Below are 25582 nucleotides of genomic sequence, written 5' to 3'. Positions count from 1 at the left end.
CAGATCTGAGCACTGACCTGGCCCCGCGCGTGGTGGACGGCTTCGCTTCGAAGGAACCCCCGGAGCTATTGAAACTGAGCGGGCTGGGCAAGCGGTTTCCCGGTGTCGTTGCACTGGAGGACGTGCACTTCGAATTGCGCCGCGGCGAAGTACACGCGATTTGTGGCGAAAACGGCGCCGGCAAGTCAACCCTGATGAAAATCGTCAGCGGGCAATACCAGCCGGATGCCGGCACGATCGTTTTTCGCGGCATGCAAAGGCGGTTCGCGTCCTCACTCGAGGCACAGGAAGCAGGCATTGCGATCATTCACCAGGAACTGAACCTGGTGCCCCACCTGTCGATTGCGGAAAACATCTACCTGGCACGCGAGCCCAAACGCGGGCCGTTCATCGATCGCGCACGACTGAATGGGAACGCCCAGCGTGCGCTCGCCCGCATTGGATTGTCGTTGCCGCCCACGAGGCTGGTGGGGACGCTGTCGATCGCCCAGCAACAGATGGTCGAAATCGCCAAGGCGCTCTCGCTCGACGCCCAGGTGCTGATCATGGACGAACCCACTTCGTCGCTCACGGAATCCGAAACCATGCACCTGTTCCGGATCATCAAGGAGTTGCGCGAGAGCGGGGTCGGCATTGTCTACATCTCTCATCGTCTCGACGAAATGAAGCAGATTGTCGATCGCGTGACGGTGCTGCGCGACGGGCACCACATTTCAACCGACGATTTCGCGGCGACCAGCATGGATGAAATCGTTGCGCGAATGGTCGGCCGGGCGCTGAACGATGCGTACCCGCCGCGCCGCTCGGTCCCGACGCAGGACGTGCTGCTGCGTGTCGACAATCTGTCGCGCGCACCGGCATTTGGGCCGGTTTCGTTCGAACTGAGGCGAGGCGAGATTCTCGGCTTCGCCGGTTTGATGGGCGCAGGCCGGACCGAAGTGGCACGGGCGATTTTCGGCGCTGACCAACCGGACGGCGGCGAGATTCATATCGGGAGCGAGCGCGTCTCGATCCGCTCGCCTATCGATGCGATTCACCACGGTATCGCGTACCTGTCGGAAGACCGCAAGAGCGACGGTCTCGCGCTGAAGATGCCGGTCGCGACCAACATCACGCTGGCCAATATCGAGGCGGTGTCGGGTCGCGCCGGCTTCATTCGTTTCGCCGAAGAAGCGGCCATCGCACAGCGTTACGTCGAAACGCTCGGGATCCGCACGCCGACCGTCCATCAACTCACGCGCAACCTGTCCGGCGGCAATCAGCAGAAGGTTGTCATCGGCAAATGGCTGTTTCGCAAATCGAAGATTCTGTTTTTCGACGAGCCCACGCGCGGCATCGATGTCGGCGCGAAATACGCGATCTACACGCTGATGGACCAGCTCGCCGCGCAGGGCATCGGCGTTGTGCTGATCAGTTCGGAATTGCCTGAAATTCTCGGCATGTCCGATCGCGTCGCGGTATTCCACGAAGGCTGGATCGCCACGATCCTGGAGACGCGCCACACCAATCAGGAAGAAATCATGCACTTCGCATCGGGACGAAATCATGCTTGAAATAACATCCGAACAGGCCACTACTGTCGACACCAGCGCGAAGCTCCGGCGTCGCGACCTGATTCAGAAATTTGCCGCGCTCGGCAGTCTGATCATGCTGGTGGCCGTCTTTTCATTGACCAGTTCCGCTTTCTTCTCGGTCGACAATGGCATGACAGTGGCCTTGCAGGTGACGTCGATTGCCTATCTCGGCGTGGCGGCAACCTGCGTGATCATTACGGGCGGAATCGACCTGTCCGTGGGTTCCGTACTCGCGCTGTCCGGTGTGGTCGCCGCGTTGCTCGTCAAGGCCGGCGTGCCGATCCCTCTCGGCATGCTCGGCGGCGTCGTGGTGGGCGGCCTGTGCGGATTCGTTAATGGCCTGTGCGTCACGCGTATGGGTCTGCCGCCTTTTATCGCCACGCTCGGCATGATGCTGGTCGCGCGTGGTCTCGCGCTTCAGATCACTGGCGCGCGCCCGGTTTCGGGACTCGGCGACGCGTTCGGCGAACTCGGAAATGGCGCATTGTTCCGCATCTCGCATATCGGTGCAGACGGGTTCCCCGATACGGTATTTCCGGGGATCCCGTATCCGGTGATCATCATGGTCGTGCTGGCGGTGGCCGTGTCGATCATGCTGACGCGCACCTCGCTTGGCCGCCACATCTACGCAGTCGGATCGAATGCCGAAGCCGCGCGGCTCTCCGGCGTCAATGTCCGCCGCGTCACCTTGTTTACCTATGTGCTGTCCGGCGTGCTCGCCGGTCTGACGGGCTGCGTGCTGATGTCGCGCCTCGTCACGGCGCAACCAAACGAAGGCGTCATGTACGAGCTCGATGCGATCGCCAGCGCCGTGATTGGCGGGACGTCCCTGATGGGCGGTGTAGGCACGATCTCCGGTACGGCTATCGGTGCGTTTGTGATCGGGGTGCTGCGCAATGGCCTGAACATGAACGGCGTATCGAGTTTCATCCAGCAAATCATCATCGGACTGGTCATTCTCGGCACGGTCTGGATCGACCAGGTCAGAAACCGTCGATGAAGCACATCGAATGAAGCCATTCGAGAAGTCCAACAAAGCAGTGCAATCACCAACCCAAGGAGTGAGACATGAGAAAGATGTATCTGGCATTGGCCGCCGCACTTTTGACCGCAGTGACGGCGCACGCGAATGCAGCGAACGGAGAGATCGCCGTGATCGTCAAGACGGCCAACTCGAATTATTGGCAGAACGTGCAAAAGGGTGCAACGGAGGGCATGAAAGGGCTGAACGGCTACACGATGACGTTTCAGGGACCGGCGACCGAGTCAGCCGTGGCGGACGAGGTCAATATGGTCGAGAACGCGGTGAACCGGCATGTCGCGGCGATCGTGCTCGCGCCGTCCGATCCCGACGCGCTGATCCCGGCAATGAAGAAGGCCTGGGAGGCAAAAATTCCGGTCGTCCTGATCGATTCGCTCGTGTCCGATTCCGGCAAGCAGTATTACCAGTCGTTTCTCTCGACCGATAACGCCAAGGCCGGTGAGTTGTGCGCGAAAGCGATGATCGACCGTGTCGGACAGACGGGGAAAGTCGCTGTGATGTCGTACGTCGCCGGCGCCGGTTCCGAGATTGGCCGCGTGGGTGGGTTCCGGAAGTATCTCGCGCAGCACTCGAAGCTGCAGATTGTCGGACCGTTCTACTCGCAGTCGCAGATGGCGACCGCGCTCAATCAGACCACCGACGTGCTGTCGGCCAATCCGGATCTGAAGGGCATCTTCGGTGCAAATGAACCGACTGCTGTGGGAATGGGGCGCGCGTTGGCGCAGTCCGGGAAAGCCGGCAAGGTCGTCGCGATCGGCTTTGACGGCAACCAGGACCTCCAGGGCTTCATCAAGGACGGCACCATCCAGGCCATCGCTGTCCAGGGCTCGTATCAGATGGGCTACAAGGGTGTCAAAACGGCGGTGGATGTCATCGAACACAAGCCGGTTACGAAGCAACTGGATACCGGCGTCGTGATGGTCGAGAAGGACAACATCGATCAGCCCGCCGCGAAGAATGTCTTGTATTGAAGCGCGATGCGGACGACGCCAGACGGCGTTGTCCGCCCTTGAGTCCAGCGCTACTCAAGACGCGCTGTGAAGCGTTGAACATCCGGCAATGAATCCCTGGGAACGGAATTCCTGATGAAAGCAAGTGATCTGCGTGAGGTGTCGCGTGCCGGGGTGCAACTGAGCGCACTGGGTATGGGCTGTTCGCAACTTGGCGGCTTGTATCGCACGATGCCGCCGGAACAGGCGCGCGCGCTGATGGACGAAGCATGGTCGCTCGGTCTGCGCTATTTCGACACTGCACCGTTCTACGGCTACACGCTTTCGGAACGCCGCGTGGGCAACGCGTTGTCAGCGCGGCCACGCGACGAGTTCGTGCTGAGTACGAAAGTCGGCAGGCTTCTTCGGCCGGATCCGACTGTTCAATGCGGCGACGACGGCTGGGCTGAGCCGCTTCCTTTCCGGCCGCACTACGACTACAGCTTCGACGGCGTCATGCGGTCTTTCGAAGACAGCCAGCAGCGTCTCGGTATTGCGCAGATCGATCTGCTGTATGTGCATGACATCGGTCGAATGACACACGGGGATGCAAACGTCGAATTCTGGAAACAGCTTACAGAAGGGGGCGGTTTCCGCGCGCTCGACACGCTGCGCAACGCGGGGGCGGTCAAAGCCATCGGCCTCGGCGTGAACGAGTGGCAGGTCGCGCATGAAGCCATGCAGGAATTACAGCTCGATGTGACGTTACTGGCGGGCCGCTATACCCTCCTCGAGCAGGATTGTCTCGCGCCGTTTCTCGACAATTGCGTACGGTATGGGAATTCGATCGTGGTCGGCGGTGTGTTCAATTCTGGCGTGCTGGCAGGTAACGGCAAGTTCAATTACGGGGACGCCCCCGCCGGTGTCGTGTCGCGCGTCAACCGGCTGGCTGAGGTTTGCCGCGAATTCGAGGTTCCGCTACCCGCCGCGGCACTGCAGTTTCCGCTTGCGCATCCTGCGGTTGTGTCGTGCGTGGTGGGCGCGCGCAGTGTCGAACAACTCCAGCAGAACGTCGCGTGGTTTGAGCAGGCGCTGCCAGCCGGATTGTGGCAGGAGCTGAAGTCGGACGGTCTGATCGCGGAGACCGCACCTGTGCCCGAGGTGGTCGAGTGAGCCTGTGTATCGACGCACATCACCATTAATAGGGAGAACGTAGTGCAACGAATGGGAATGGTCATCGGTATCGATCCGCAGCACATCGACGAATACAAACGCTTGCATGCGCAGGTGTGGCCGACGGTGCTCGATCGCCTGAAACGCTCGAATGTCACCCGCTACTCGATTTTCCTGCGGGAGCCCGAGAACCTGTTGTTTGGTTACTGGGAATACGTCGGAACTGACTATGAAAGCGATATGGCCGAGATTGCGAGCGACCCGGAAACACAACGTTGGTGGAGCCTGTGCAGCCCGTGCCAGAAACCGTTGGTGAGTCGTGCGCCGTCGGAACACTGGGCACAGATGGAAGAGGTCTTTTACCTCGAATAGCGTTGTCTCGACACGGCACTCGTTTGACCTCGCCATGAAGAAACAAATTAACCGGGCTCGCATCGAAACCGCACTATGGCTTCGCGGGTTCTGTAGCTGAAAAAGGAAACCTCATGCTCACTATTATTTGTGAAACTCCCGGCGTACTACGCGCTGAGACGCGCTCACGGCCACCGCGCGATCGCGGCGAAGTGTTGCTACGCGTGCGACGCGTCGGCGTATGCGGCACCGACCTGCACATCTTTACCGGCAATCAGCCATTTCTCGCCTACCCCCGCGTGATGGGACACGAACTGTCAGGCACGGTCGAAGAAGCCGACACGGATTCCGGCCTGGACGCCGGCGACCCGGTCTACGTGATGCCCTACCTGTCATGCGGCCAGTGCATTGCCTGCAGGAACGGAAAAACGAACTGCTGCGTGAACATTCAGGTATTGGGCGTGCATCGTGATGGCGCATTGACGGAGTATCTGAGTTTGCCGCGTCAGTTCGTTCACAAGGCTGAAGGAATCACGCTCGATCAGGCGGCAATGATCGAGTTTCTCGCCATTGGCGCGCACGCCGTTCGTCGCGCGGACGTTCAGGCGGGACAGCGCGTGCTGGTAGTCGGTGCAGGTCCGATCGGTATGGCCGCAATGATCTTTTCACGTCTGCGCGGGGCCACGGTGACGGCGCTCGATACACGGCTCGATCGTCTCAACTTCTGCGCTGAGAAAATTGAAGTGGCGGCTACTGTGCAAATCGGTGATACCGACGTCGACGAGCTGGCGAAACTCACCGACGGCGAATTCTTCGATGTGGTCTTCGATGCGACGGGTAATCCGGCTGCCATGGAGCGCGGCTTTGAGTTTATTGCGCACGGCGGGAAATACGTGTTGATTTCCGTGGTGAGAGACAAGATCACTTTCTCCGATCCGGAGTTCCACAAGCGCGAAGCCACCTTGATCGGAAGCCGCAATGCGACTGCGGAAGATTTCGAAACTGTGCTCAGGGCCATGCGTGCCGGTCAGGTGCCCGATGCGGCACTCAACACGCACCGGATGAAGCTTGCCGATGTTCCTGCCGAATTTTCGAAACTGCTCGAACCGTCCGCAGGTGTAGTGAAAGCCATCGTCGAATGCTGACTCTGACGCATATCGGATATTTGCCATGAGCCAGCCAATTCTCCAGTTCGGCACTAGCCGCTTTCTTCAGGCGCATGTCGACCTGTTTGTTTCGGAAGCCATGACGCGGGGTGCCGCGCTCGGTGGCATTACGGTCGTGCAGACCACCAGCAGCCAGTCCAGTCAGAAGCGTATTGCAGCGCTGGCAGAGGGCGGGCGATATCCGGTACGGGTTCGAGGCATGCGTCACGGCGTGCTGGTGGACGAGATGCTGAGCGGCAACGCGGTGCGCGCAGCATGGCACGCCGAGTCTCATTGGGCACAAGTGCGAGACGCCGTGGCAGAGCACGTCGAAGTGATTGTTTCCAATACGGGAGACAGGGGATTCCGGCTCGATGACCGGGATACCGCGACGCTCGTGAATCATCCGGAGCGCGTGCCACAGAGCTTTCCGGCCAAGCTGCTGGTGTTGCTTCATGCCCGTTGGGAACGAAACCCTGATGCGCCGCTCTCCCTTTTTCCATGCGAACTCGTGGTCAATAACGGCGATACGTTGCGCGAACTTGTCGTGACTCTCGCGACAAATTGGCGGATGCCGGAGCTGTTTATTACCTACCTTCGAACGCATTGCATATGGGCCAATTCGCTCGTCGACCGCATCGTTTCGCAGGCGATCGAACCGGTGGGCGCCGTTGCCGAACCGTATGCGCTCTGGGCAATTGAGCAGCAGCCGGGGCTGGTTCTACCCTGCACTCATGAAAACATCGTTTTGACTGACGATCTGCAGCACTTCGAGCGCCTGAAGTTGTTCCTGCTCAATCTCGGTCACAGCTATCTGGCGCAGCGGTGGCTTGAGGACCGCAGACCGGTTGACGAGACCGTATGTCAGGCAATCAACGACCCGATACTACGCGCCAGCCTGGAAACTGTCTGGGCGGAAGATGTGCTCCCGACATTTGCGGTCCTCGGTCAGCGCGAGCAGGCTCTCGCCTATCTCGTCGAGTTACGCGAGCGCCTACTCAATCCGTTTCTTGAGCACCGGATAGCGGACATCGCGCAGAATCACACAGAAAAATTGCAGCGGCGTTTTTTGCCGCTCGTGCAACTTGCCGACAAACTCGGCGTGAAGCCTGGACCGCTGCGAATACGAGCGATGCTGGAGCGCGTCGCATGTCGTTTGCCTTGACGTTCTTCACGTCCTGATAGACGTACGACGCGATTATCGACCGGTCCCGCGTTACATTTCCGACGTCGGCCCTCGTAACGCGGCGTCCGACGGACTGGATGTTGTCGACTGCACGAAAGAGCTGAAGTCGTTCGACGAGTCGGCGGCGCTCGTCGGCAATCTCGATCTGGTCATTACCGTATGCACGTCGGTTGCTCATCTGTCAGGCGCGCTCGGTGTGCCGACACGGCTGCTGCTCGACGTCGACCCGCATTGGGTGTGGATGCTCGGGCGCGACGACAGCCCGTAACATCACGGCGCGCTTTTCAAAACCGATTCCCAGCGCAAATTCGGGAATAATCGGACGCCCAATAAAAAGCAAACGTTTGACTGACCGTATTTAACATTTTAAACGCTTAACTTTGCGCTGAAATGGCCGATATATAGATTGGAATTATTTGGGTCCACGCATTAAGTTCCGCTGTACAATACGCGCCGCTTACACGCTGGTGCCGCAGCGGCGGGGCCCTCGGTTGCCTTGGCTGAAAAATAAGGCCTGGGCGCGGCTCTCCTGAAGAGGTCTCTAAAGGGCGAGTGTATCAACGGTGCCGCCTCACGATTTGGGAATTATTATGGCGGACGCAATAATGTAACGGAAATAATGGTTATCCTTATTCCTAAGTAAAAATTACAGCAGATTGCCCGACCGGTACGCGGTGCAGCCTGCAACAAGCAATATGGCCAGTTCGACGGGGATGGCGTATGAGCAGTGCATCAGACATTTCGAATCTCTTCCAGATGTTGGGCGTGAGCCCGTCGCATTATCAAGAAATAGAAAGAATCGAGCAGGGGCAAGGTTCGCGTGGGCGTTGGTCCATGCAGACCACCTCGTCGCCAGGGGACACGACCCGGGACGACTCGGCTCGCGAGGCTGAAGCCGTTCTTCCCACCGATGTGACTGAAGTGGCCCCCGCCGCGCCGCCGCAGCTGATTGCGCCAGCCGTCCCCGCTGCCGTGTCCGGATCTCTTCCGGTATTGCAAGCCGCCCCCGAACAGCCGGTCCTTCAGTTCAATCCCGAACCTGTCACCGCTCCTCAACAGCCGGACTCTCTGAGCGCCGTGTTTGCGCGCCTGCGGGAACGGAGTGAGCCTCAAGAAGGTGTTCCGCAACGCCAGACGTCATGAACTTCGTCACAGTCTTTTCCGTCAATGACGGCCTGGTTAAAACCACGGTGGCCGCGAACCAGCGCGTCGTGCCGAACCGGCGCACGCGCTAGAAGACCTTTCCATGGCACAGATCAAACGCAGGCTGAGCAAGACGGAGCCGCGGCGGCAAACGCGCAACACGGACCAGAGTGACGATGCCGGAAGTTGGGACGACAAACTTTTGGAAGCGGGGACACGGCTATGGGCGTCGAACTGGCTGCGGCTGGCAGTGACGCTATTGGCCGCGCTGTTGTTCACCTCTGCCATGACGGTCAATCTGGCCGCGTCGAAGCAATGGACGTTTGGCATCCTTTGCATGGTCGTCGCGGTTCTGCTGAACCGCATTCGCGGCAGGATCATCACGGTGTCCCTGGTGGCATCGTCGGTGTTTGTGTCCTTGCGCTACCTGTACTGGCGCCTGACGCAGACGCTGTCCTTTACCACCTCGCTCGACATGACCTTCGGCTGCCTTCTGCTGCTGGCCGAAGGGTACGCGGTGCTCATGCTGTTGTGCAGCTACTTTCAGACGCTCTGGCCTTTGCATCGCCGGCCTGCGCGATTGCCGGCCGATAGCTCGGCGTGGCCGACGGTGGATGTGTACATTCCCACGTTCAATGAGCCGCTGCAGGTCGTGCGGCAGTCGGTGCTGGCCGCCACGCTGCTCGACTGGCCGGCCGACAAGCTGCGCGTGTATGTGCTGGACGACGGCCGTCGTGACGAATTCCGGCAATTCTGCGAGCAGGCTGGCGTGGATTATCTGACCCGGCCGGACAACGCGCATGCCAAAGCAGGCAATCTCAACGCGGCACTCTCCAGGACGAGCGGCGAGTACATCGCAGTGTTCGACTGCGATCACGTCACCACGCGCTCGTTCCTGCAGGTCTGCATGGGTTGGTTCCTGAAAGATCCGAAGATGGCCATGGTGCAGACGCCGCACGTCTTCTACTCGCCCGATCCGTTCGAGCGCAACCTCGAAACCTTCCGCAAGGTGCCCAACGAGGGTGACCTGTTTTACGGCGTGCTGCAAAACGGCAACGACTTGTGGAATGCCGCTTTTTTCTGCGGTTCCTGCGCGGTGCTGCGGCGTTCGGCGCTGGAGGATGTAGGCGGCGTGGCGACGGAAAGTGTCACGGAAGATGCGCTCACCGCGCTCAAGATGAGCACGAGGGGCTACAACACGGCCTATCTCGCCATCCCTCAGGCAGCGGGTCTCGCCACCGAGAGTCTGGGGCGTCACGTCGGTCAGCGCATACGCTGGGCACGAGGCATGGCGGAAATATTCCGTCGCTTCAACCCGCTGTTGATCGCAGGGCTAACACTGCCTCAGCGTCTGTGTTACCTGAGCGCGATGATGCACTTTTTCTTCGGCTTGCCGCGCATCGTGTTTCTGATCACACCGATGGCGTATCTATTCTTTGGCGCGCACGTCTTTCATGCTTCCGCGCTGATGGTGCTGGCCTATGTCGTGCCGCACCTCGTCATTTCGAGCCTCGGCGCCTCGCGCATTCAAGGGCGTTTCCGACATTCGTTCTGGAGCGAAGTCTACGAAACGGTACTGGCCTGGTACGTGATTCTGCCCGCGTTGCAAGCCGTACTCTTTCCAGGCAGCAAAGGCTTCAACGTGACGTCCAAGGGCGGGGTGATCCGTCAGTCCTTCCTGGACTGGGCGATGGCCCGGCCCTACATCGTTCTGCTGCTCATCAATCTGACCGGATTCATGGTGGGTGTCGCAGGTCTGATCCGCAGTCCGGGCTGGCCCGAAGCGACGAGCATTCTGTTCAACCTGGTATGGGTAACCTACAACATCATGAACCTCAGCGCGGCCGCGGGCGTAGCGAGCGAATCGAGACAGTTGCGTCTCGCTCCGCGGGTCCAGATCGAACTGCCGGCCGCCGTGATTCACGCCGACGGAACTCGCATCGACTGTCAGACCAGCGACTATTCGCACGGTGGTCTGGGGCTGGTGCTGCCTGAGGGCGCACCGTTGCCGGAGCACGGCGATCGCATCACGGTGGCGGTGTTGCGCGACGACTACGAGGACGTTTTCCCGGCCGAAGTGCAGGTGTGCCGCGGACGCACCATCGGCGTGAGTTTTCCGACCTTGACGATCGCTCAGGAGCGCGCCTGGATAGGGGCGACGTTTTCGCGCGCCGACAGCTGGATCGCCTCATGGGGCAGCTATCGTCCCGACAGGCCGCTGCGAAGCCTGTTTGAGGTGCTCGGCGTCGGCATGCGCGGCTTCGGGGAGTTGTTCCGGCATCTGTTCCTGGGTGGGCGTGAGCGCCTTGGCCGTTCGTCCGCAGACCCGGCAAGCGACTTGGGAACAAAGCAATCGTGAGTGTCGGCTACCTGTCGCTTTTGCGCTCCTTGACGAGCGCGCGCCGGTCGGGCGCGGTGTTGTGTTCGGTCCTGTTGCTCGGAGCGGGCGACGTGCTGGCCGCGACGGTGCCCGCGTCGGCTGTCCCGGTCGATGCCGTGCGGCAAGGCCCGCACCCGGAACTCAGCGCGGCGGCGCCGGCCGACGCGTATACCTACCGGATCCCGCTGCTGCGGCAAAACGCGGAGCAGGGATTGACCTTGCTCGGCGAGGATGCCTATGCGGGCATGGACTTCGGTTTGCGCCGCGACGAGCGCGTGGTCAGCGCGCGGCTCGTGCTGGACTACAGTTACTCGTCCACCTTGCTGCCTACGCTCTCGCATCTCAAGGTGTTGCTCAACAGCGTTGTGGGGGCGACCGTAGCGTTGCCCGAACCGGCGCCGCGGACGCCGGCGCATATCAGTGTGGATCTGCCGGTGTCGCTGCTGTCCGGGTTCAACCAGCTCACCCTCGAGTTGATCGCGCATAGCAAGGCGAGCGATCAGGGCAACAATCCGCTGAGTTCCGACCTGTGGCTGAAGCCCGGGCCGGACAGTGCGCTGGAACTGACCGTGGTTCCGGCGACCCTGTCCAGTGACCTGTCGCAACTGCCCGCGCCGTTCCTCGACGTGCGCGATGTGCGCAGGGTGGACCTGCCCGTCGTGCTGCCGCAAGCGCCTCGCGCGCAGCGCCTCGAATCGGCCGGTATCGTGACCTCGTGGCTGGGTGCGCAGGCGGGCTATCGCGGTGCGCACTTCTCCGCGAGCCTGGGTGCGATACCCGCGCACGGACATGCGGTGGTGCTCGCGCTGCCGGGCGAGGTGCCGGGCTTGACCCTGCCTGCGGTGGAAGGGCCGATGCTGGCCATCGTGCCCAACCCCAATGACGCTAACGGCAAGCTGCTGCTGGTCATGGGCCGCAACGACGCGCAGATCCGCGAGGCCGCGACCGCGCTGGTGCTTGGCGCAAAGACGCTGTCGGGCTCTCGGGTCAAGATCGACGCCCCGGTTTCGGTTGTGCCGCGCAAGCCTTTTGACGCACCCAACTGGCTGCCGGGCGACCGCCCGGTGCAGTTGGGCGAGATGCTAGCGGCGGACCGCTTGACGGTACAGGGCTTTCGCCCTGGGGCGATCAATGTGGACCTGCGTCTGCCGCCGGGTCTGTTCGGTTTTGACAACAGCGGCGCGGTGCTGAACCTGCACTACCGTTATACGGCCCGTCCGGAGTCAACGCGCTCGGAGCTCGGTGTGCTGGCCGGCAACACGCCCTTGCAGACCTTGCCGCTGACAGGCGACGCGTCGGACGGTGATGCGGTGATACGCGTTCCGACCTATCTGCTGCCGCCGTTGACGACGCTGCAATTCGACTATCGCTACGAGTCCGTGGCGCCGAAAGACCTCGTCGAGGATGTGCCCGGCGGCCCGCTCCTGAGCGCCATCGATCCGACTTCGACGATCGACATTTCCCAACTGCCGCGTTACGCAGCCATGCCGGATCTGCGCGCCTTCGCAGACGCAGGCTTTCCGTTCACGGGGATGGCCGATCTGTCCGAGACGGCGGTGATCCTGCCCGCACAGCCGGTCGCTGGCGACTATTCCGCTTACCTGACGCTGATGGGCAGCATGGGTCAAACCACGGGTTATCCGGTGCTGGGCGTGACGGTGGGCGATCCAGCGCAGGTTGACGCGCTGCGTCGCAAGGACCTGCTCGTGCTGGCGTCGGGCGATAACCAGCCCTTGCTCAAAGCATGGCGTGATGATCTGCCGCGCGGCTTCTTCGCTCCGGTTGCTTCATCGGACCGCTGGATCGCCGCGTGGTGGGAAAAGCTGACGGGTGGGCATGCGCAGGCTGAACGCGAGGCCGCCATCGCCGCACTGTATGGCAGCGACGACCATGACGGCATGTTGGCGGGACTCGAGTCGCCGCTGGCTCGCGGCCGCAGCGCGGTGGTCGTATCGGGCAATACGCCGGACGGTCTCGACGCTGTCGTGGACGTGCTGCAAGCCAACCGCTACCTCATCAGCAAGCGTCCGGACGACAAGATCAGCGGCAGCCTCGTGGTCGTGCATGACGGCACGCTCACCACGCTGAGCAACGATCAAAGCTATTTCATCGGGTCCTTGCCGCCTCGGCTCGCGCTCGAATGGTTCTTCGCGAGCCACATCCTGCTGCTGCTCGTGGCGACGCTCGCCAGCGTCGTGCTCATAGGTTTGCTCGGCGGCGTGTTTCTGCACCGGCGTGCCCTGAATCGATTAGACCTGGATATTCCCCAGACATCGCAACGTGAAGAAGGACGAAGAGGTTCTCATGTTTAGAAGACGGCCTGACATCTCGCGGGCACGCCTTGCGCGTTGCATGACTGCGCAACCAGTATGGCCGGCACTGTTGCTCGGTTGTATGTTTGTCACATCGACGCTAACCCAGGCCGCGCAACCAGCGGCGGCTGCCGCCGCTGCGCGGCAGGACGCGTCGGCTTCGGCCGGCGGCGCGGCCAACCCGTCCGCGCGGCCGGCAACGGCAGATAGCAACGCGGCGCCGCTGCAGTCCGCGCCGGACGCCGGAGCCGCTACCGCGGCTTCTTCGACGGTGACCTATTCGCTGCAGCAACTCGGCGCGCAATACGCGCTCAACCTGCGCGGCGTCGACGGCAGCAATACGCTGCCGGTCGGCGTGCGCGACGATCGGGTCGTCACAGGTGCGCGACTGAACCTGCGCTATGCCTATTCGCCGGCGCTGCTGCCCGATCTGTCGCACATCAATGTGCTGGTCAACGATCAGGTGGCGGCATCGATCGACGTGCCCAAAAACACGTCCGGCACCAACCTGCAGCGCACTATCACGCTGCCGCCGTATCTGTTCACCGCGAACAGCAAGCTGCGTCTGCAACTGATCGGCCACTACACCAACCAGTGCGAAGACCCGCTGCATTCGAGCCTGTGGGCCAACATCAGCAACGACAGTACGCTGAGCATCGACACCCAGCCGCTGGCGCAGGCCGGCGATCTGGCTCGCCTTCCGCGACCCTTCTTCGACGAGCACGATATTCGCCGGTTGGACCTGCCGTTCGTGTTCGCCGGCAATCCTGATACGGCCGCGCTGGAAGCGGCCGGCGCCGTGTCGTCGTGGTTCGGCGCATTGGCGAAATATCGCGGCGCGCAATTCCCGGTATCGATCTCTACCGTGCCTGCCAGGGGCAACGCGGTTGTCATCGTCGACAGCGCGGCGCAAGCGAGCCTGGCGGACTCGCCGCTGCAAGGTCCGACTCTCGCCGTCGTGACCAACCCCAACGATCCCAACGGCAAGCTGTTGCTGGTGATGGGCCGTGACGGCAAGGAACTCAAGCAGGCCGCCGACGCGCTGGTCACGGGCAGCCAGACGCTGTCGGGTTCGAGCGCGCTCATCACGCGGTTCGCCGAGCTCGCGCCGCGCAAGCCGTACGATGCGCCGCGCTGGCTGCGCACCGACCGTCCGATGTCGTTGGGCGAACTCGTCGATGCCAAACAATTGCAGGTGTCGGGCTACAGCCCCGATCTGATCCGCGTCAATATGCGCGTGCCGCCCGACCTGTTCGGCTGGCACGCGCCCAACGTGCCGATCGACCTGCATTACCGCTATACGCCGCAGCCTTATATGGTCAATTCCTCGCTGCTGTTCAGCGTCAGTGACCAGTTCATGAAGTCGATTCCGCTGCTCTCGCTCGAACGGCTCGAGGGCGGCAGCAAGCTGCGGGGTGAAGTTTTGCCCGACAGCAGCCTGCCGCGCCAGGCGAAACTGGAAGTGCCGCTGGAGGCGCTGTTGCAGCCGAATACCCAGTTGCAGTTCCGCTACATGTACGACTACATCAAGCAGGGCGAGTGCCGGGACATCATCATCGACAACGTGCGCGGCGCGGTCGATCCCGAATCGACGATCGATCTGTCGCAGTATCCGCACTACATCGCCATGCCGAACCTGGCCTCGTTCGCCCAGGCGGGCTTCCCGTTCACGCGCATGGCCGACCTGTCCGGAACGGACGTCGTATTGGGCCCCAACGCGGGCACACCCGAATACAGCACGTATCTGGCGGTGATGGGCCGCATGGGCGATTCGACCGGCTATCCGGCGCGCGGCGTCACCGTGCTGCGCGGTCAGCGCATCGACGCGATGCCGTCCGACAAGGATCTGCTCGTGATCGCCTCGGGTGCGGATCAAGCCTGGCTCAAGGACTGGGCGCGGACCATGCCCGCAGCGTATGACCACAGCGCGCAGTTCGCCGTATCGGATCTGCCGGGTCGCGTGCTGGGCTGGTTCCATGCCAACCCGCGGCTCGACGCCGAACCCCGCCGCCTGTCGCTGGCCTGGTCGGGGCCGGGCGTGAGCGCCGTGCTCGCAGGCTTCGAATCGCCGAAGCAGCCGGGCCGCAGCGTGGTCATGCTGGCCAGCAATCAGCCCGACGGCCTGACGGATGCGGTCTCCGCGTTGCTGGATGCGCCGAGCTCGGGCAAGCAGCCCATCCAGGGAAGCCTCGTGTCCATCCGCGGCACGGAAGTCGATTCGCTCGTGAGCGAGCATACCTACTACGTCGGGCATCTCGGCATCTGGCGCGGCCTCGACTGGTGGCTGGCTTCATTCGGCCTGTCGCTCGCGTGGGTGCTGAAGGCGCTGGACATCATCGCGCTCGTGCTGATCGCGGTTGGTCTGTTTTCGTTCTTGCGGCGCCGCCAGGCCCGGCGCGACGCTGAAGCCCGTGAGCGGCTGCGGGCATCGCGGCAGCAACAATCATAATCAAGGAAAGTCATGGTAGTCAGACGCAGCCGCAACCGGGCCTGGATTCTCGGACTGATGGTCGCCTCGGTCGGCCACCCGGGCTGGGCGCAGGATGCTACGTCCAACATGCTGCTGGAACAGGGCCGCTACTGGCAAACGCATGACAAGCCCGATCTGGCCGCGCAGTCCTGGTCGAAACTGCTGCTGAGCGACCCGAAGCAGCCCGAGGCGCTGTATGGGATGGGCACGATCGCCGTCGGCAAGCAGCAGTTCGCGGCGGCGAACGGGTATCTGGCCAGACTTCGTGCGGCCGCGCCGGACAGCCGCTTCGTGCCGCTGCTCGAGCAGAGCTTGCGCCTCGCGGTCGAACCGGGTAAGTCCACCTTCGCGAAGGCGCGCCAGATGGCGCAAGACGCCGTCAACCAGAAGGATCAGGCCGCGTTGTTGGCGGCCATCGCCGAATATAACAAGGCCTTGGGCGGTAAAGCGCCGCAGGGCAGTGTGGCGCGAGAGTATTACAGCTATCTGGGCTATACGGATGGCGGTGTGGATCAGGCCATCCAGGGCCTCGAGCGCCTGAATGCCGAGACGCCGAACGATCCGAACACCATGTTGCCGCTGGCCCAGCATATGGTGCGCGACGAACAGGATCGCGCGGCGGGTGTCGCCCTTCTGGAAAAGCTTGCCGCTCGTCCGGACATCGGCGGCGAAGCGACCGAAGTCTGGCGCTCCGTGCTGACTTGGGTCACGCCCACGCCGAAAAACAGATCGTGGTTTGAAGACTATCTCAAGCTGCATCCGGACGACGACGAAATACGCCATCAGATGCTGGCGCCGCATCCGCTCGCACCGGCCGGTCCGGTCGTGGATGCACGACTGACACGCGGTTTCGCCGCGTTCAAGTCAGGCGACATCACCACGGCCGAGCAGTCCTTTTCCGCTGTGCTGCGTGACAAACCCGACAGCACGGATGCGCTGGGGGGACTGGGCCTCGTGCGCATGCAGCAAGGCGACCTGGCGCAGGCGCAGACGCTGCTGTCGCGGGCGGTGTCGCGTCCGGGCGCGGGCGCGAACTGGGCCAAGGCCCTCAATTCCGCGCGCTACTGGCTGCTGGTGAACCAGGCCGAGGGCGCGCAAAACGTGGGCGACTTCGCCGCCGCGCGACGCGAACTCGATCAGGCGCTGCGGCTGGATCCAGCCGAGCCGGGCGGGCGCAATGCGTCGGCCCGGTTGGATGCGGCGCAGGGCGATCTGACGCGTGCTGAAAAGGGCTACCGCGACGTGCTGGCGAGAAGCCCCGATAACCGCGAGGCGGCGAGCGGCCTCATCGATATCCTGGCGCAGACGGGACGCGCCGATGAGGCCCAGAAGCTGATCGACGGCATGTCACCCGAGCAGAAGGCCGGCATCGGCGGGCTCGATCGGCTGCGCGCCGCCGTCGCCGCCGCTCGGGCCGATGCCGCCGCGCAGCGTGGCGATCTGAGCGCGGCCCGGCACATTCTGGAAGACGCCCAGCGCAGCGCGCCCGACAACCCGTGGATTCGTCTGGAACTGGCGCGCTACGATCTCAAACAGGGGCATGCCGACGAAGCGAAGCAACTCGTCGACGGCCTGCTCGTCACGAACCCGGACAATCCCGAAGCGCTCTATGCGAGCGCGCTGCTGGCCATGCAGATGGGCGACTGGACGCGCGCGCAGGACACGATGACGCGCATCTCCACCGCCTCGCGCACGCCGAACATGGTTGCGACGGCGCAGCAGATCGATTTTCAGATGGTCGTGGCGCAAGCCTCGCAAACGGCGCTCGAAGGCAATCTGGAGGATGCGCGCAGTATGCTGGCGCGGCTCGAACCCGCGGCGGGTCAAGACCCGGCCAAGGTGGGCGCGTTGGCGCAGGCGTATGTCGACGCGGGCAATACGCCGCGCGCCATGAGCCTGATGCACGGGCTGATGCCTAACGGTCTGCAGGGCAGCGGACCGGATGTGGAACTGGCTTATCTGGGCCTGTTGCTCAAGACCGGCCAGTATGTCCAGGCCGGGCTCGCGATGCGCGAATTGCACGGCCAGACGCTGACCGCGGACCAGCGCCGGCAACTGGACGAGCTGAACTACCTCTACACGGTGCGACTGGCTGACCAGCAACGTCAGCAAGGTGACCTCGCGCAGGCCTACGACACGCTGGCGCCGATCCTCGCGAAGCGGCCCAACGACAGCCTCGCCACGGCCGCGCTCGCGCGCATGTACGCCGCCGATGACAAGTATGACCAGGCACTGTCGCTTTACCAGAAGGCGCTCGTCAACGACCCCAACAATCCGGGTTTGCAACTGGGCGTCGCGATGGCGGCAGTGCAGGCCGGCAAGAACAGCGTTGCCGATGCGGCATTGAAAGAGGCCGTTGCGAAGGCGCCCAACGATCCCGACGTGCTGGCCGGCGCCGCGCGCATTTACGTCATGCAGGGCAAGACCCGCGAAGCGCAGTCGCTGCTGGAATCCGCCATTGCCGCCAAGGAAAAGCGGCTCGGCGTGCAGGCGCAAGACGTCCACGTGGCGGGCAATCCCTTTGTCCACCACGACGACGCTCACCGTCGTCAGGTCCGCCACAGTCGCCAGCCCGCCGCCGAAACGTTCGCCCCTCAACCCGCGGCGCCGGCCAGCGTGCTGGCGAACCAGAAACCTGGTTTCGGGCCCGCTGCTGCTCCGGCTGCTACCGCGGCGAGCGCGACTGCCTCGACCGTGACATCCACGGCTGCGCGCGAGCGCTCGTCCTCTGCTCCATCCGCTCTGCCAACCGTGGCGGGCACGCCGGTCGGCGGCCTGGCGCCGCAAGACACGGTCGCGGTGAGCGAGCCTCAGGACGGTTCGCCGTCGCTCGAGGAAATGCGTAATGAACTCAGCGACCTCCGTGCGCAGCGTTCACCGGAAGTCAGGGGTGGGCTGTTCGTCTCGTCGAACAACGCAGCACCCGGTACGGGTCAGTTGACGAGCGTGCAGCAAGCTCTGGAAGGGGTGCTGCCGGTCGACAACGGCAAGCTTTCCATTCGCGTGACGCCGGTTGAACTCGAGGGCGGCACGTTGGCTACCGACGTCTTCAGCGCCAGTCAGTTCGGCGGCGGCCCGGCCGCCACCCGGGCGCAGCAGGCCGGCAAGGTCGCCGCACCGGGCAAACAGACCGCCTACGGCGTCGGTCTGGGTCTCGGTTACGAGACTGGGAACTGGATGGCCGACATCGGCACCACGCCTTTGGGTTTCAAGTACACCAATGTCGTTGGCGGCGTGATGTTCAGGAACTCCATCGATGCCGGGCAGGGCAGTTGGTTCAACGTGGGCGTATCGCGCCGCGCCGTGACGGACAGCATCACGTCTTTTGCTGGCTCGACCGATTCGCGATCCGGCTTGAGCTGGGGCGGCGTGACTGCCACCGGCGTGCATGGTGCGATCGGCCTCGACAATCAGGACTACGGCGTCTACGGCTACGGTTCCGCGAAATACCTGGACGGTCATAACGTCCAGTCCAACGTCGGTGCCGAGGTCGGCGCCGGGACGTACTGGTACCTGCTGCGCACGCAGAACAGCATGCTGAGCGCGGGCGTGAACCTGAGCGGCATGATCTACGACCACAACGAAAACAACTTCACCTACGGCAACGGCGGCTACTTCAGCCCGCAGCGGTTCTATGCGTTCAACCTGCCGCTCACGTGGGCGCAGCGTTCGGAGCGCTGGACCTACAAGCTGCAAGCGGCCGTCGGTGTGCAGTACTACCACCAGGCCGGCTCGGCGTATTTCCCGACCGACAGCGGGTTGCAGGCCGCAGCAGTCTCAGCGGCTTCGACGATTGGCCTCGCCGACGGCGCGATCCATCCCGACCAGTCCTCGACCGGCTTCGGCTACAACCTGCTGGCCACGGCCGAATACCGCTTCACCAATCATCTGACTGGCGGAGCCTCGGTGGGCGCCAACAACGCGTCCAGCTACCGGCAGTGGGCGGCGGGCCTGTATCTGCGCTATACCCTTGCGCCGCAGACGAAGGCGCTGGATATGCCGGTCATCCCTTACCAGTCGCATTACAGCGATCAGTAGCCCGCCATACTGATCGATCGGACATTGATTATTTTTCAGGAGTCGAAGAGTCATGCTTGCTTCCGTACTTGCTGGTCTCAGCATTCTCATAGTCGGCGATAGCCATCTGAGCGAACCCGGTTATCTCATCGATACGTTGCAGGATCAGTTGATCGCCGCTGGCGCGCAGGTGCATACCTACAGCGTCTGCGGCAGTATTCCCGGCGATTGGGTGAAGTCCGTGCCCGGCACATGCGGTGGCGCCGAGCGTAACGGCAAGGCGCCCCTGGTCATCGACCACAACGCGAAGACCCAACCCGTCGATCAATTGATCGCCGCGAACAAGGCCAAGCTCGTCATCATCGTCCAGGGCGACACGATCGGCGGATACGGCAAGGACGATTTCCCGAAGGCCTGGGCCTGGCAGCAGGTCACGGCGCTGACGCAAGACCTGGCCGCCAACAAGACGGCTTGCGTCTGGGTAGGGCCGGTCTGGGGCACCGAGGGCGGCAAGTACCAGAAGAGCTTCGCCCGTGTGAAGCAGCTGTCGTCTTTCCTCGCCGCCAATGTCGCGCCGTGTCAGTACATCGACTCGCTCACGTTTTCCAGGCCGGGCGAATGGGCGACGGTCGATGGTCAGCATTTGACGACGACCGGCTACAAGTACTGGGGCACGGACATCATGAAGGCACTGGTCAAGCTGCCTGTCGTTCCGCAGAAATGACGCGCCGGGCTTCGAGCTGCGCCTGTCCAGGTTTCCCGTTTGAGAAAAGAATGAAAAATTTCCTCTCCTCCCTGTTGTTGTCCGGCTTCGCTCTGTCCGGTCTCGGTTTGTCCGTGCAGCCGGCGATGGCCGCAGAAATTCCGCTATACCCGACCGGTCCCGCAGAGGACTCGTCGTTCGTGCGTTTTGTCGATGGCGGTTCGGGTCCGGTCGACGTGAGCGCGGTGGGGTCGAAAGCGCGTCTGACGCTCGACGCCGCGAACCCGGCCACTCACTTCCTTCCGATCGCCGCCGGCAAACCGGTGGCCGGCACACTGAGAGCCGGTAGCGCGCACCAGGACGTATCGGCGACGGTGCAGCCTGGCGAGTTCGTCAGCATCGTTGCGCTCGATGGCGCGGATAAAGCGGGTGGCCTGCATACGGTGACGGTCCGCGAAAAACCCGACGACTTCAATGCGCTCAAAGCTTCGGTGGCTTTCTACAACCTCGACGCTGGCTGCGCGACACCCACGCTGAAAGTGCCGGGTCGCGACATCGTGCTGCTCGACGGCGTGGCTGTGGGACAAGCCAGGCGGCGCCAGGTCAACCCGGTCGCCCTCTCGGTGCAGCTGGTCTGCGGCGGCCAGCCTGTGGGGCAGCCGCTCAGCCTGGGTACGCTCGCGGCGGGGCAGCGTTATACGGTGTTGCTCGTGCCGGGCGGGGCGCATTCGCGCATCTTCATGGCGAACGACGCGATGAGCCACTGATCGCATTTGCGGCTCCTCCTTGAAAGCGACGCCGCTCATCGCCGATTTCCGGCTGTTCCCCGTTTGTCATCTGGTTACGACGGGCAGAGCGGGGTTCGGTGTGTTTCGCGATGGCGCGTCGGTCCAGATATCTTTTTCGATTGAGAACGATGCATGGTTTTCGCGTCCCTCGAATTCCTGACGCTGTTTCTGCCGGCCTTTCTGGCGATCTACGTCGCGTTGCCCGCGCGATGGCGCAATGGCGTGCTGCTGTTTTGCAGCTGGCTTTTCTACGGCTGGTGGAGCCCGGTCTTTCTGCTGCTGTTCATCGCGCTCACCTTCTGGGGCTGGTTCGGCGGCATGGTCATAGACAGGGCGCCGAGCCAGCGTGCACGCGGCGGCTGGCTGGCCGTGTTCATCGTCGTCAACGTCCTGATATTGGGCTGGTACAAGTACGCCAACATCGTGGTCGATAGTCTCGACAGTGTGCTGGGGGCAGGCCATGCAGGGTCCATCCCCTGGCGACACGTCGTGCTGCCCATCGGGCTTTCGTTCATCGTGCTGCAATCCATCTCCTATCTGATCGACGTGCAGCGCGGCACGGTGGCGGCCGATCGCAGCATGATCCGTTACGGCGCCTATCAGGGGATGTTCGTGCATCTGATCGCGGGGCCGATCATTCGCTATGCGTGGGTGAGGCGCGAGCTGGTGTCGCGCGAGATCGACTGGGACGGTTTTGCAGCCGGCGCAAGGCGGCTCATGGTGGGCATGAGCATGAAGGTGCTGGTGGCCGACACACTCTCGCCGATGGTCGACGCGATCTTCTCGTTGCACGCGCCCACGCTGGCCGACGCCTGGCTGGGCTGCGGTTTCTACACGCTGCAGCTGTTCTTCGATTTCGCGGGCTACAGCGCCATGGCAATCGGGTTGGGGCAGATGCTGGGCTTTCGCTTTCCCGAGAACTTCAAGCATCCGTACCTTGCCAGCAGCATTCAGGATTTCTGGCGCCGTTGGCACCTGTCGTTGTCGAGCTGGATACGCGATTACCTGTACATCCCGCTAGGCGGCAACCGCCACGGTGAGTGGCAAGCCTGCCGCAATCTGTTGCTGACCATGGCGATCGCCGGCCTGTGGCACGGCGGCGATAGCTGGAACTTCCTGCTGTGGGGCCTCGTTCATGGCATCGCCCTGATGGTCGCGCGCCTCTGGCGCCGGTTCGACATGCCGACCATGCCGTCCTGGTTATCGCACGTGCTGACGCTGGTTTTCGTCATGCTCGCGTGGACACTGTTTCGCGCGGCGGGTTTCCCTGCCGCGCTCGCCATGTATCGCGGCCAGTTCGGTTTGAATGGCATCGGCCTGAGCGACGCGACGCTCGTGCCGCTGCGGCCCGTGCACGCTCTGGCTGCCGGGTTGGGCATCGTGTGCGTGCTGCTGCCGCTCTGGCAACAGCGTTGGGATAGCCTTCCCGACACGGCGCTGCGGCAGCTATGGCAGGCGGGGTGGCCGCTAGCGGGTTTTCTGTTGTCGTTCGGTCTGATCGTCGCGCGCGGCGCGGTGCCTTTCCTCTACTTCCAGTTCTGACGCCATGGAAGATCCCAAGCCGCTACCTCAATTACCCGCCTCGCGCGCCAGCAAGATCGCTGCCGTCATCCTGATGGTCTTCCTGTTCGCGGGCCTGCTTTCCAATCTCAGGTTCGCGTCGACGACCGAATCGGTGTTGCCTCATGCCGTGACCCGCGCCGGCATTCTGGACGGTGCGGTATCGAAAGAACTCGCCAATCGCATGGCCGATACGCCGATCGCCGCCGACGCGGCGCGCGCGCAGCGTGCGCTGGGCTGGCTGACGCTGCACGATCTGGGGCCGCGCGTGCGGCAGGGCTGCCCGGGCTGGTTGTTCCTGCGCGACGAACTCAGCGTGTACGCCGATAGCGACAGTCATCTCGCCACGCGCGCGGACACGGTGGCCGCCGTGCAGCGCGAGCTGGCGAGGCACGGTATCGCGTTGCTGATCGTCGTGGTGCCCGACAAGTCGCGTATCGAGCCGCAACATCTGTGCAGTCTGTATCGTCCGGTTTCGTTGGGTGCGCGTCTCGCCGACTGGACCTCGCGTCTGACCGCTGACGGCGTGCAGGTGCTGGATCTCAGTGCGGCGCTGCGTGGCGCGCCGGGCGGCGCTTTTTTTCGGACTGACACGCACTGGACCGAGGACGGCGCGGGTGCCGCGGCGCAGGCCGTGGCGCAGCGCATCCGTGCGATGGGGGGCCCGCTGGGTTCGAGTAAGCCCGACTATCGCGTCACGGACAAGCCTCCCGGCCGGCGGCCCGGCGATCTTGTGCGTCTGGCCGGCCTGGATGATTTGCCGCCGTCCTGGCAGCCGAGGCCTGAGATTGCGGCCAGCCGTGACTACATTCCTCAGGCTCAGGCGGCCGCGTCAGCCGACGATCTGTTCGGCGATGCCGATCTGCCTGGCATCGCCGTGATCGGCACTTCTTATTCGACGACGTCCGATTTCGTGCCTCAGCTCGCTTTGGCACTCGGAACAGGCGTGGGTAATTTCGCACGCGAGGGCGGCAAGTTCGGCGGCTCGGCGCGCGCCTATTTCGCGAGTCCGGCTTATGCTCAGACACCGCCCAGGCTCGTCGTTTGGGAATTGGACGAACGGGATCTGCAGTCGCCGCTCGAAGCGGAAGATACGGTCGTCGTGCCGAAATCCAGCGCCATAGACTCACGGACTCCGCATGTCGAAGCCAGCACACTTTAACTGCCATAGCTTGATGGCGATGATGCTAGGGGCGGGCGCGCTGCTATACGCCGATCTGCCCATGGCTGCGCCGCTGCCGGTGATCATTACGGTAGATGCCGCGGCCAACCGGCATCCAATCAGCCCGCTCATCTATGGCTTGAACTTCGGGACGGCGGAAATCCTGCGGGATCTGCGCGTGCCGATCAACCGCTCTGGCGGCAACGCCGCTTCGGCTTACAACTGGCGGGTCGACGCACACAACACGGGCCAGGACTGGTTTTTCGAAAGCCTGCCGACCGATCCAAAAGACATCTACCAATATAACGACCGTTTCGCGGCGCTTACCCGTGACGGACACGCTTTACCGATGCTGACCATCCCGATGATCGGCAGGGTAGCGCGACTCGATAAGGACGGTAAGCCGCTGGTCAGTTTTTCGGTCAACAGGTACGGCAAGCAGCAGAGTGTCGACGCTCACGGTTTGTCTGACGCGGGCAACGGCATCGCACCCGACGGCACCCCTATCAGGAACGACCCGGACGATGCTTCGTTGCTGGACGATCCGCAGAGCCAGCAGGAGCGCGTCAGGCAACTCATGCGTGGATCCGGTAGTGCCGGCTCGGACGGTGTGCATTACTACCTGATGGACAATGAGCCGAGTCTGTGGCAACTCAACCATCGCGACATGCATCCCATCGGCGCCCATGCCAGCGAGGTAGCGAACAAGGTGATCGCCTATTCGCACGCCGTGAAGGCGGCAGACCCGCGCGCGCGGGTCGTGGCACCGGAAGAGTGGGGTTGGACCGGGTATCGCTTTAGCGGCTTCGATCAGCAGTACTTCGCCGCGCACGGTCAGGGCAATCCGCCGGACAGGGAAAACGAAACGCGCGGCATGGATTACGTCCCATGGCTGCTCACGCAATGGAAGCAGGCCGGCCGCCCTGTCGACGTTTTCAGCCTGCACTTTTACCCACAAGGCGGAGAATTCAAGGAAAACCAGAATGCGGCCACGGCTGAAACGCCTGCCATTGAACTCGCCCGTAACCGCTCCACGCGCGACCTGTGGGATACGAGCTACAAGGATCCGACCTGGATCAATAGCGTGGTGGCCCTGATTCCGTTGATGCGGCGGTGGGTCGACAGCTATTACTACGCGGGTACGCCGATCGCGCTGACGGAATACAGTTGGGGCGGCGATACGACCATGAACGGCGCCACGGCCCAGGCCGACGTGCTGGGCATCTTTGGCCGGGAAGGGTTGGACATTGCCACGCGCTGGGGCACATTGAATCGGGACATGCCGGTCTACAAGGCGATCAAGCTCTATCGCAACTACGATGGCCAGGGCTCGGGCTTCGGCACCACCAGCATCGCCGACACGCAGCCCGACCCGGATCGGGTCTCGTCCTTTGCCGCCGTGCGTGATCACGACCGCGTCATGACCATCGTGGTGATCAACAAGCAGCTTGATCAACCGGCTGACGCCACCATTGCGATCAACAACTTTGATGTGACTCAAGGCAAAGCCCAGACCTGGCAACTCATGGACAATGCCTTATCCCGTCTGCACGACACCGACTATGCGAGCGGCCAATTGCACCTTACTCTGCCGCCGAAAACCGTAACCTTGCTGGTTTTGCACGGCGCGGGCCGGCAATGACTCCG

General features: G+C 62.8%; 17 protein-coding genes and 1 pseudogene. All 18 read left to right on the top strand.

All coding sequences use genetic code 11. The features are described 5' to 3' along the window. The first annotated feature begins 5 nt into the window (after positions 1-5). The 18 genes and pseudogenes from HWY30_RS24465 (at position 6) to HWY30_RS24385 (ending at position 25577) form a co-directional block, all read left to right on the top strand. Positions 6-1553 carry a sugar ABC transporter ATP-binding protein gene (locus HWY30_RS24465; RefSeq protein ID WP_244144986.1) on the top strand — a complete coding sequence of 516 codons (1548 nt, stop codon included), beginning with the start codon at positions 6-8 and terminating at the stop codon, positions 1551-1553. Beyond that, on the top strand, positions 1546-2574 hold the full coding sequence (locus tag HWY30_RS24460) for an ABC transporter permease (protein ID WP_090806623.1): 1029 nt from the start codon (positions 1546-1548) through the stop codon (positions 2572-2574). The genes HWY30_RS24465 and HWY30_RS24460 overlap by 8 nt, the downstream gene beginning before the upstream one ends. A gap of 68 nt (positions 2575-2642) precedes the next feature. After that, positions 2643-3587: an ABC transporter substrate-binding protein gene (locus tag HWY30_RS24455; protein WP_090806621.1), complete on the top strand. Its 945-nt coding sequence runs from the start codon at positions 2643-2645 to the stop codon at positions 3585-3587. Between the two features lie 114 nt (positions 3588-3701). Next, positions 3702-4718 carry an aldo/keto reductase gene (locus tag HWY30_RS24450; RefSeq protein ID WP_090806619.1) on the top strand — a complete coding sequence of 339 codons (1017 nt, stop codon included), beginning with the start codon at positions 3702-3704 and terminating at the stop codon, positions 4716-4718. A gap of 57 nt (positions 4719-4775) precedes the next feature. After that, entirely contained in the window at positions 4776-5090 is a 315-nt protein-coding gene (locus tag HWY30_RS24445) for an L-rhamnose mutarotase (RefSeq protein ID WP_090806617.1), read from the top strand. A gap of 113 nt (positions 5091-5203) precedes the next feature. Further along, positions 5204-6214, top strand: coding sequence for a zinc-binding alcohol dehydrogenase family protein (locus HWY30_RS24440; protein ID WP_090806615.1), 1011 nt, complete (start codon positions 5204-5206; stop codon positions 6212-6214). A 25-nt stretch (positions 6215-6239) separates the two neighbouring features. Further along, the gene (locus HWY30_RS24435; protein WP_090806613.1) at positions 6240-7379 is read left to right on the top strand and encodes a mannitol dehydrogenase family protein; all 1140 of its coding nucleotides are present in this window, start codon (positions 6240-6242) and stop codon (positions 7377-7379) included. A gap of 91 nt (positions 7380-7470) precedes the next feature. After that, a pseudogene (locus HWY30_RS41805) lies at positions 7471-7665 on the top strand (tetratricopeptide repeat protein); the annotation flags it as partial. Positions 7666-8120: 455 nt separating this feature from the next. Next, positions 8121-8543 carry a BcsR/BcsP family cellulose biosynthesis protein gene (bcsR, locus tag HWY30_RS24430; RefSeq protein ID WP_090806611.1) on the top strand — a complete coding sequence of 141 codons (423 nt, stop codon included), beginning with the start codon at positions 8121-8123 and terminating at the stop codon, positions 8541-8543. Positions 8544-8646: 103 nt separating this feature from the next. After that, positions 8647-10902: a UDP-forming cellulose synthase catalytic subunit gene (bcsA, locus tag HWY30_RS24425; RefSeq protein ID WP_090806609.1), complete on the top strand. Its 2256-nt coding sequence runs from the start codon at positions 8647-8649 to the stop codon at positions 10900-10902. Then, positions 10899-13235: a cellulose biosynthesis cyclic di-GMP-binding regulatory protein BcsB gene (bcsB, locus tag HWY30_RS24420; protein WP_167368700.1), complete on the top strand. Its 2337-nt coding sequence runs from the start codon at positions 10899-10901 to the stop codon at positions 13233-13235. The genes bcsA and bcsB (HWY30_RS24420) overlap by 4 nt, the downstream gene beginning before the upstream one ends. A 40-nt stretch (positions 13236-13275) precedes the next feature. Further along, complete coding sequence (gene bcsB, locus HWY30_RS24415) at positions 13276-15684, top strand: cellulose biosynthesis cyclic di-GMP-binding regulatory protein BcsB (protein WP_244144982.1); 2409 nt, start codon at positions 13276-13278, stop codon at positions 15682-15684. 312 nt (positions 15685-15996) lie between these two features. Further along, on the top strand, positions 15997-19743 hold the full coding sequence (locus HWY30_RS24410) for a cellulose biosynthesis protein BcsC (protein ID WP_176078938.1): 3747 nt from the start codon (positions 15997-15999) through the stop codon (positions 19741-19743). Between the two features lie 52 nt (positions 19744-19795). Continuing rightward, positions 19796-20446: an SGNH/GDSL hydrolase family protein gene (locus HWY30_RS24405; protein ID WP_090806600.1), complete on the top strand. Its 651-nt coding sequence runs from the start codon at positions 19796-19798 to the stop codon at positions 20444-20446. Positions 20447-20496: 50 nt separating this feature from the next. Then, complete coding sequence (locus HWY30_RS24400) at positions 20497-21192, top strand: alginate O-acetyltransferase AlgF (protein ID WP_090806598.1); 696 nt, start codon at positions 20497-20499, stop codon at positions 21190-21192. Positions 21193-21345: 153 nt separating this feature from the next. Further along, on the top strand, positions 21346-22755 hold the full coding sequence (locus tag HWY30_RS24395) for an MBOAT family O-acyltransferase (protein WP_090806596.1): 1410 nt from the start codon (positions 21346-21348) through the stop codon (positions 22753-22755). Between the two features lie 4 nt (positions 22756-22759). Continuing rightward, a complete protein-coding gene (locus HWY30_RS24390; RefSeq protein ID WP_090806594.1) occupies positions 22760-23935 on the top strand; it encodes an alginate O-acetyltransferase AlgX-related protein in 1176 nt (391 codons plus the stop codon). Further along, positions 23913-25577 carry a glycoside hydrolase family 44 protein gene (locus HWY30_RS24385; RefSeq protein ID WP_090806592.1) on the top strand — a complete coding sequence of 555 codons (1665 nt, stop codon included), beginning with the start codon at positions 23913-23915 and terminating at the stop codon, positions 25575-25577. Before HWY30_RS24390 ends, HWY30_RS24385 begins: the two co-directional genes overlap by 23 nt. Positions 25578-25582: the final 5 nt, after the last annotated feature.

The sequence above is a fragment of the Paraburkholderia tuberum STM678 genome (assembly GCF_902833905.1).
Lineage (GTDB): Bacteria > Pseudomonadota > Gammaproteobacteria > Burkholderiales > Burkholderiaceae > Paraburkholderia > Paraburkholderia tuberum.
This window is presented reverse-complemented; position numbering and strand designations above follow the sequence as displayed.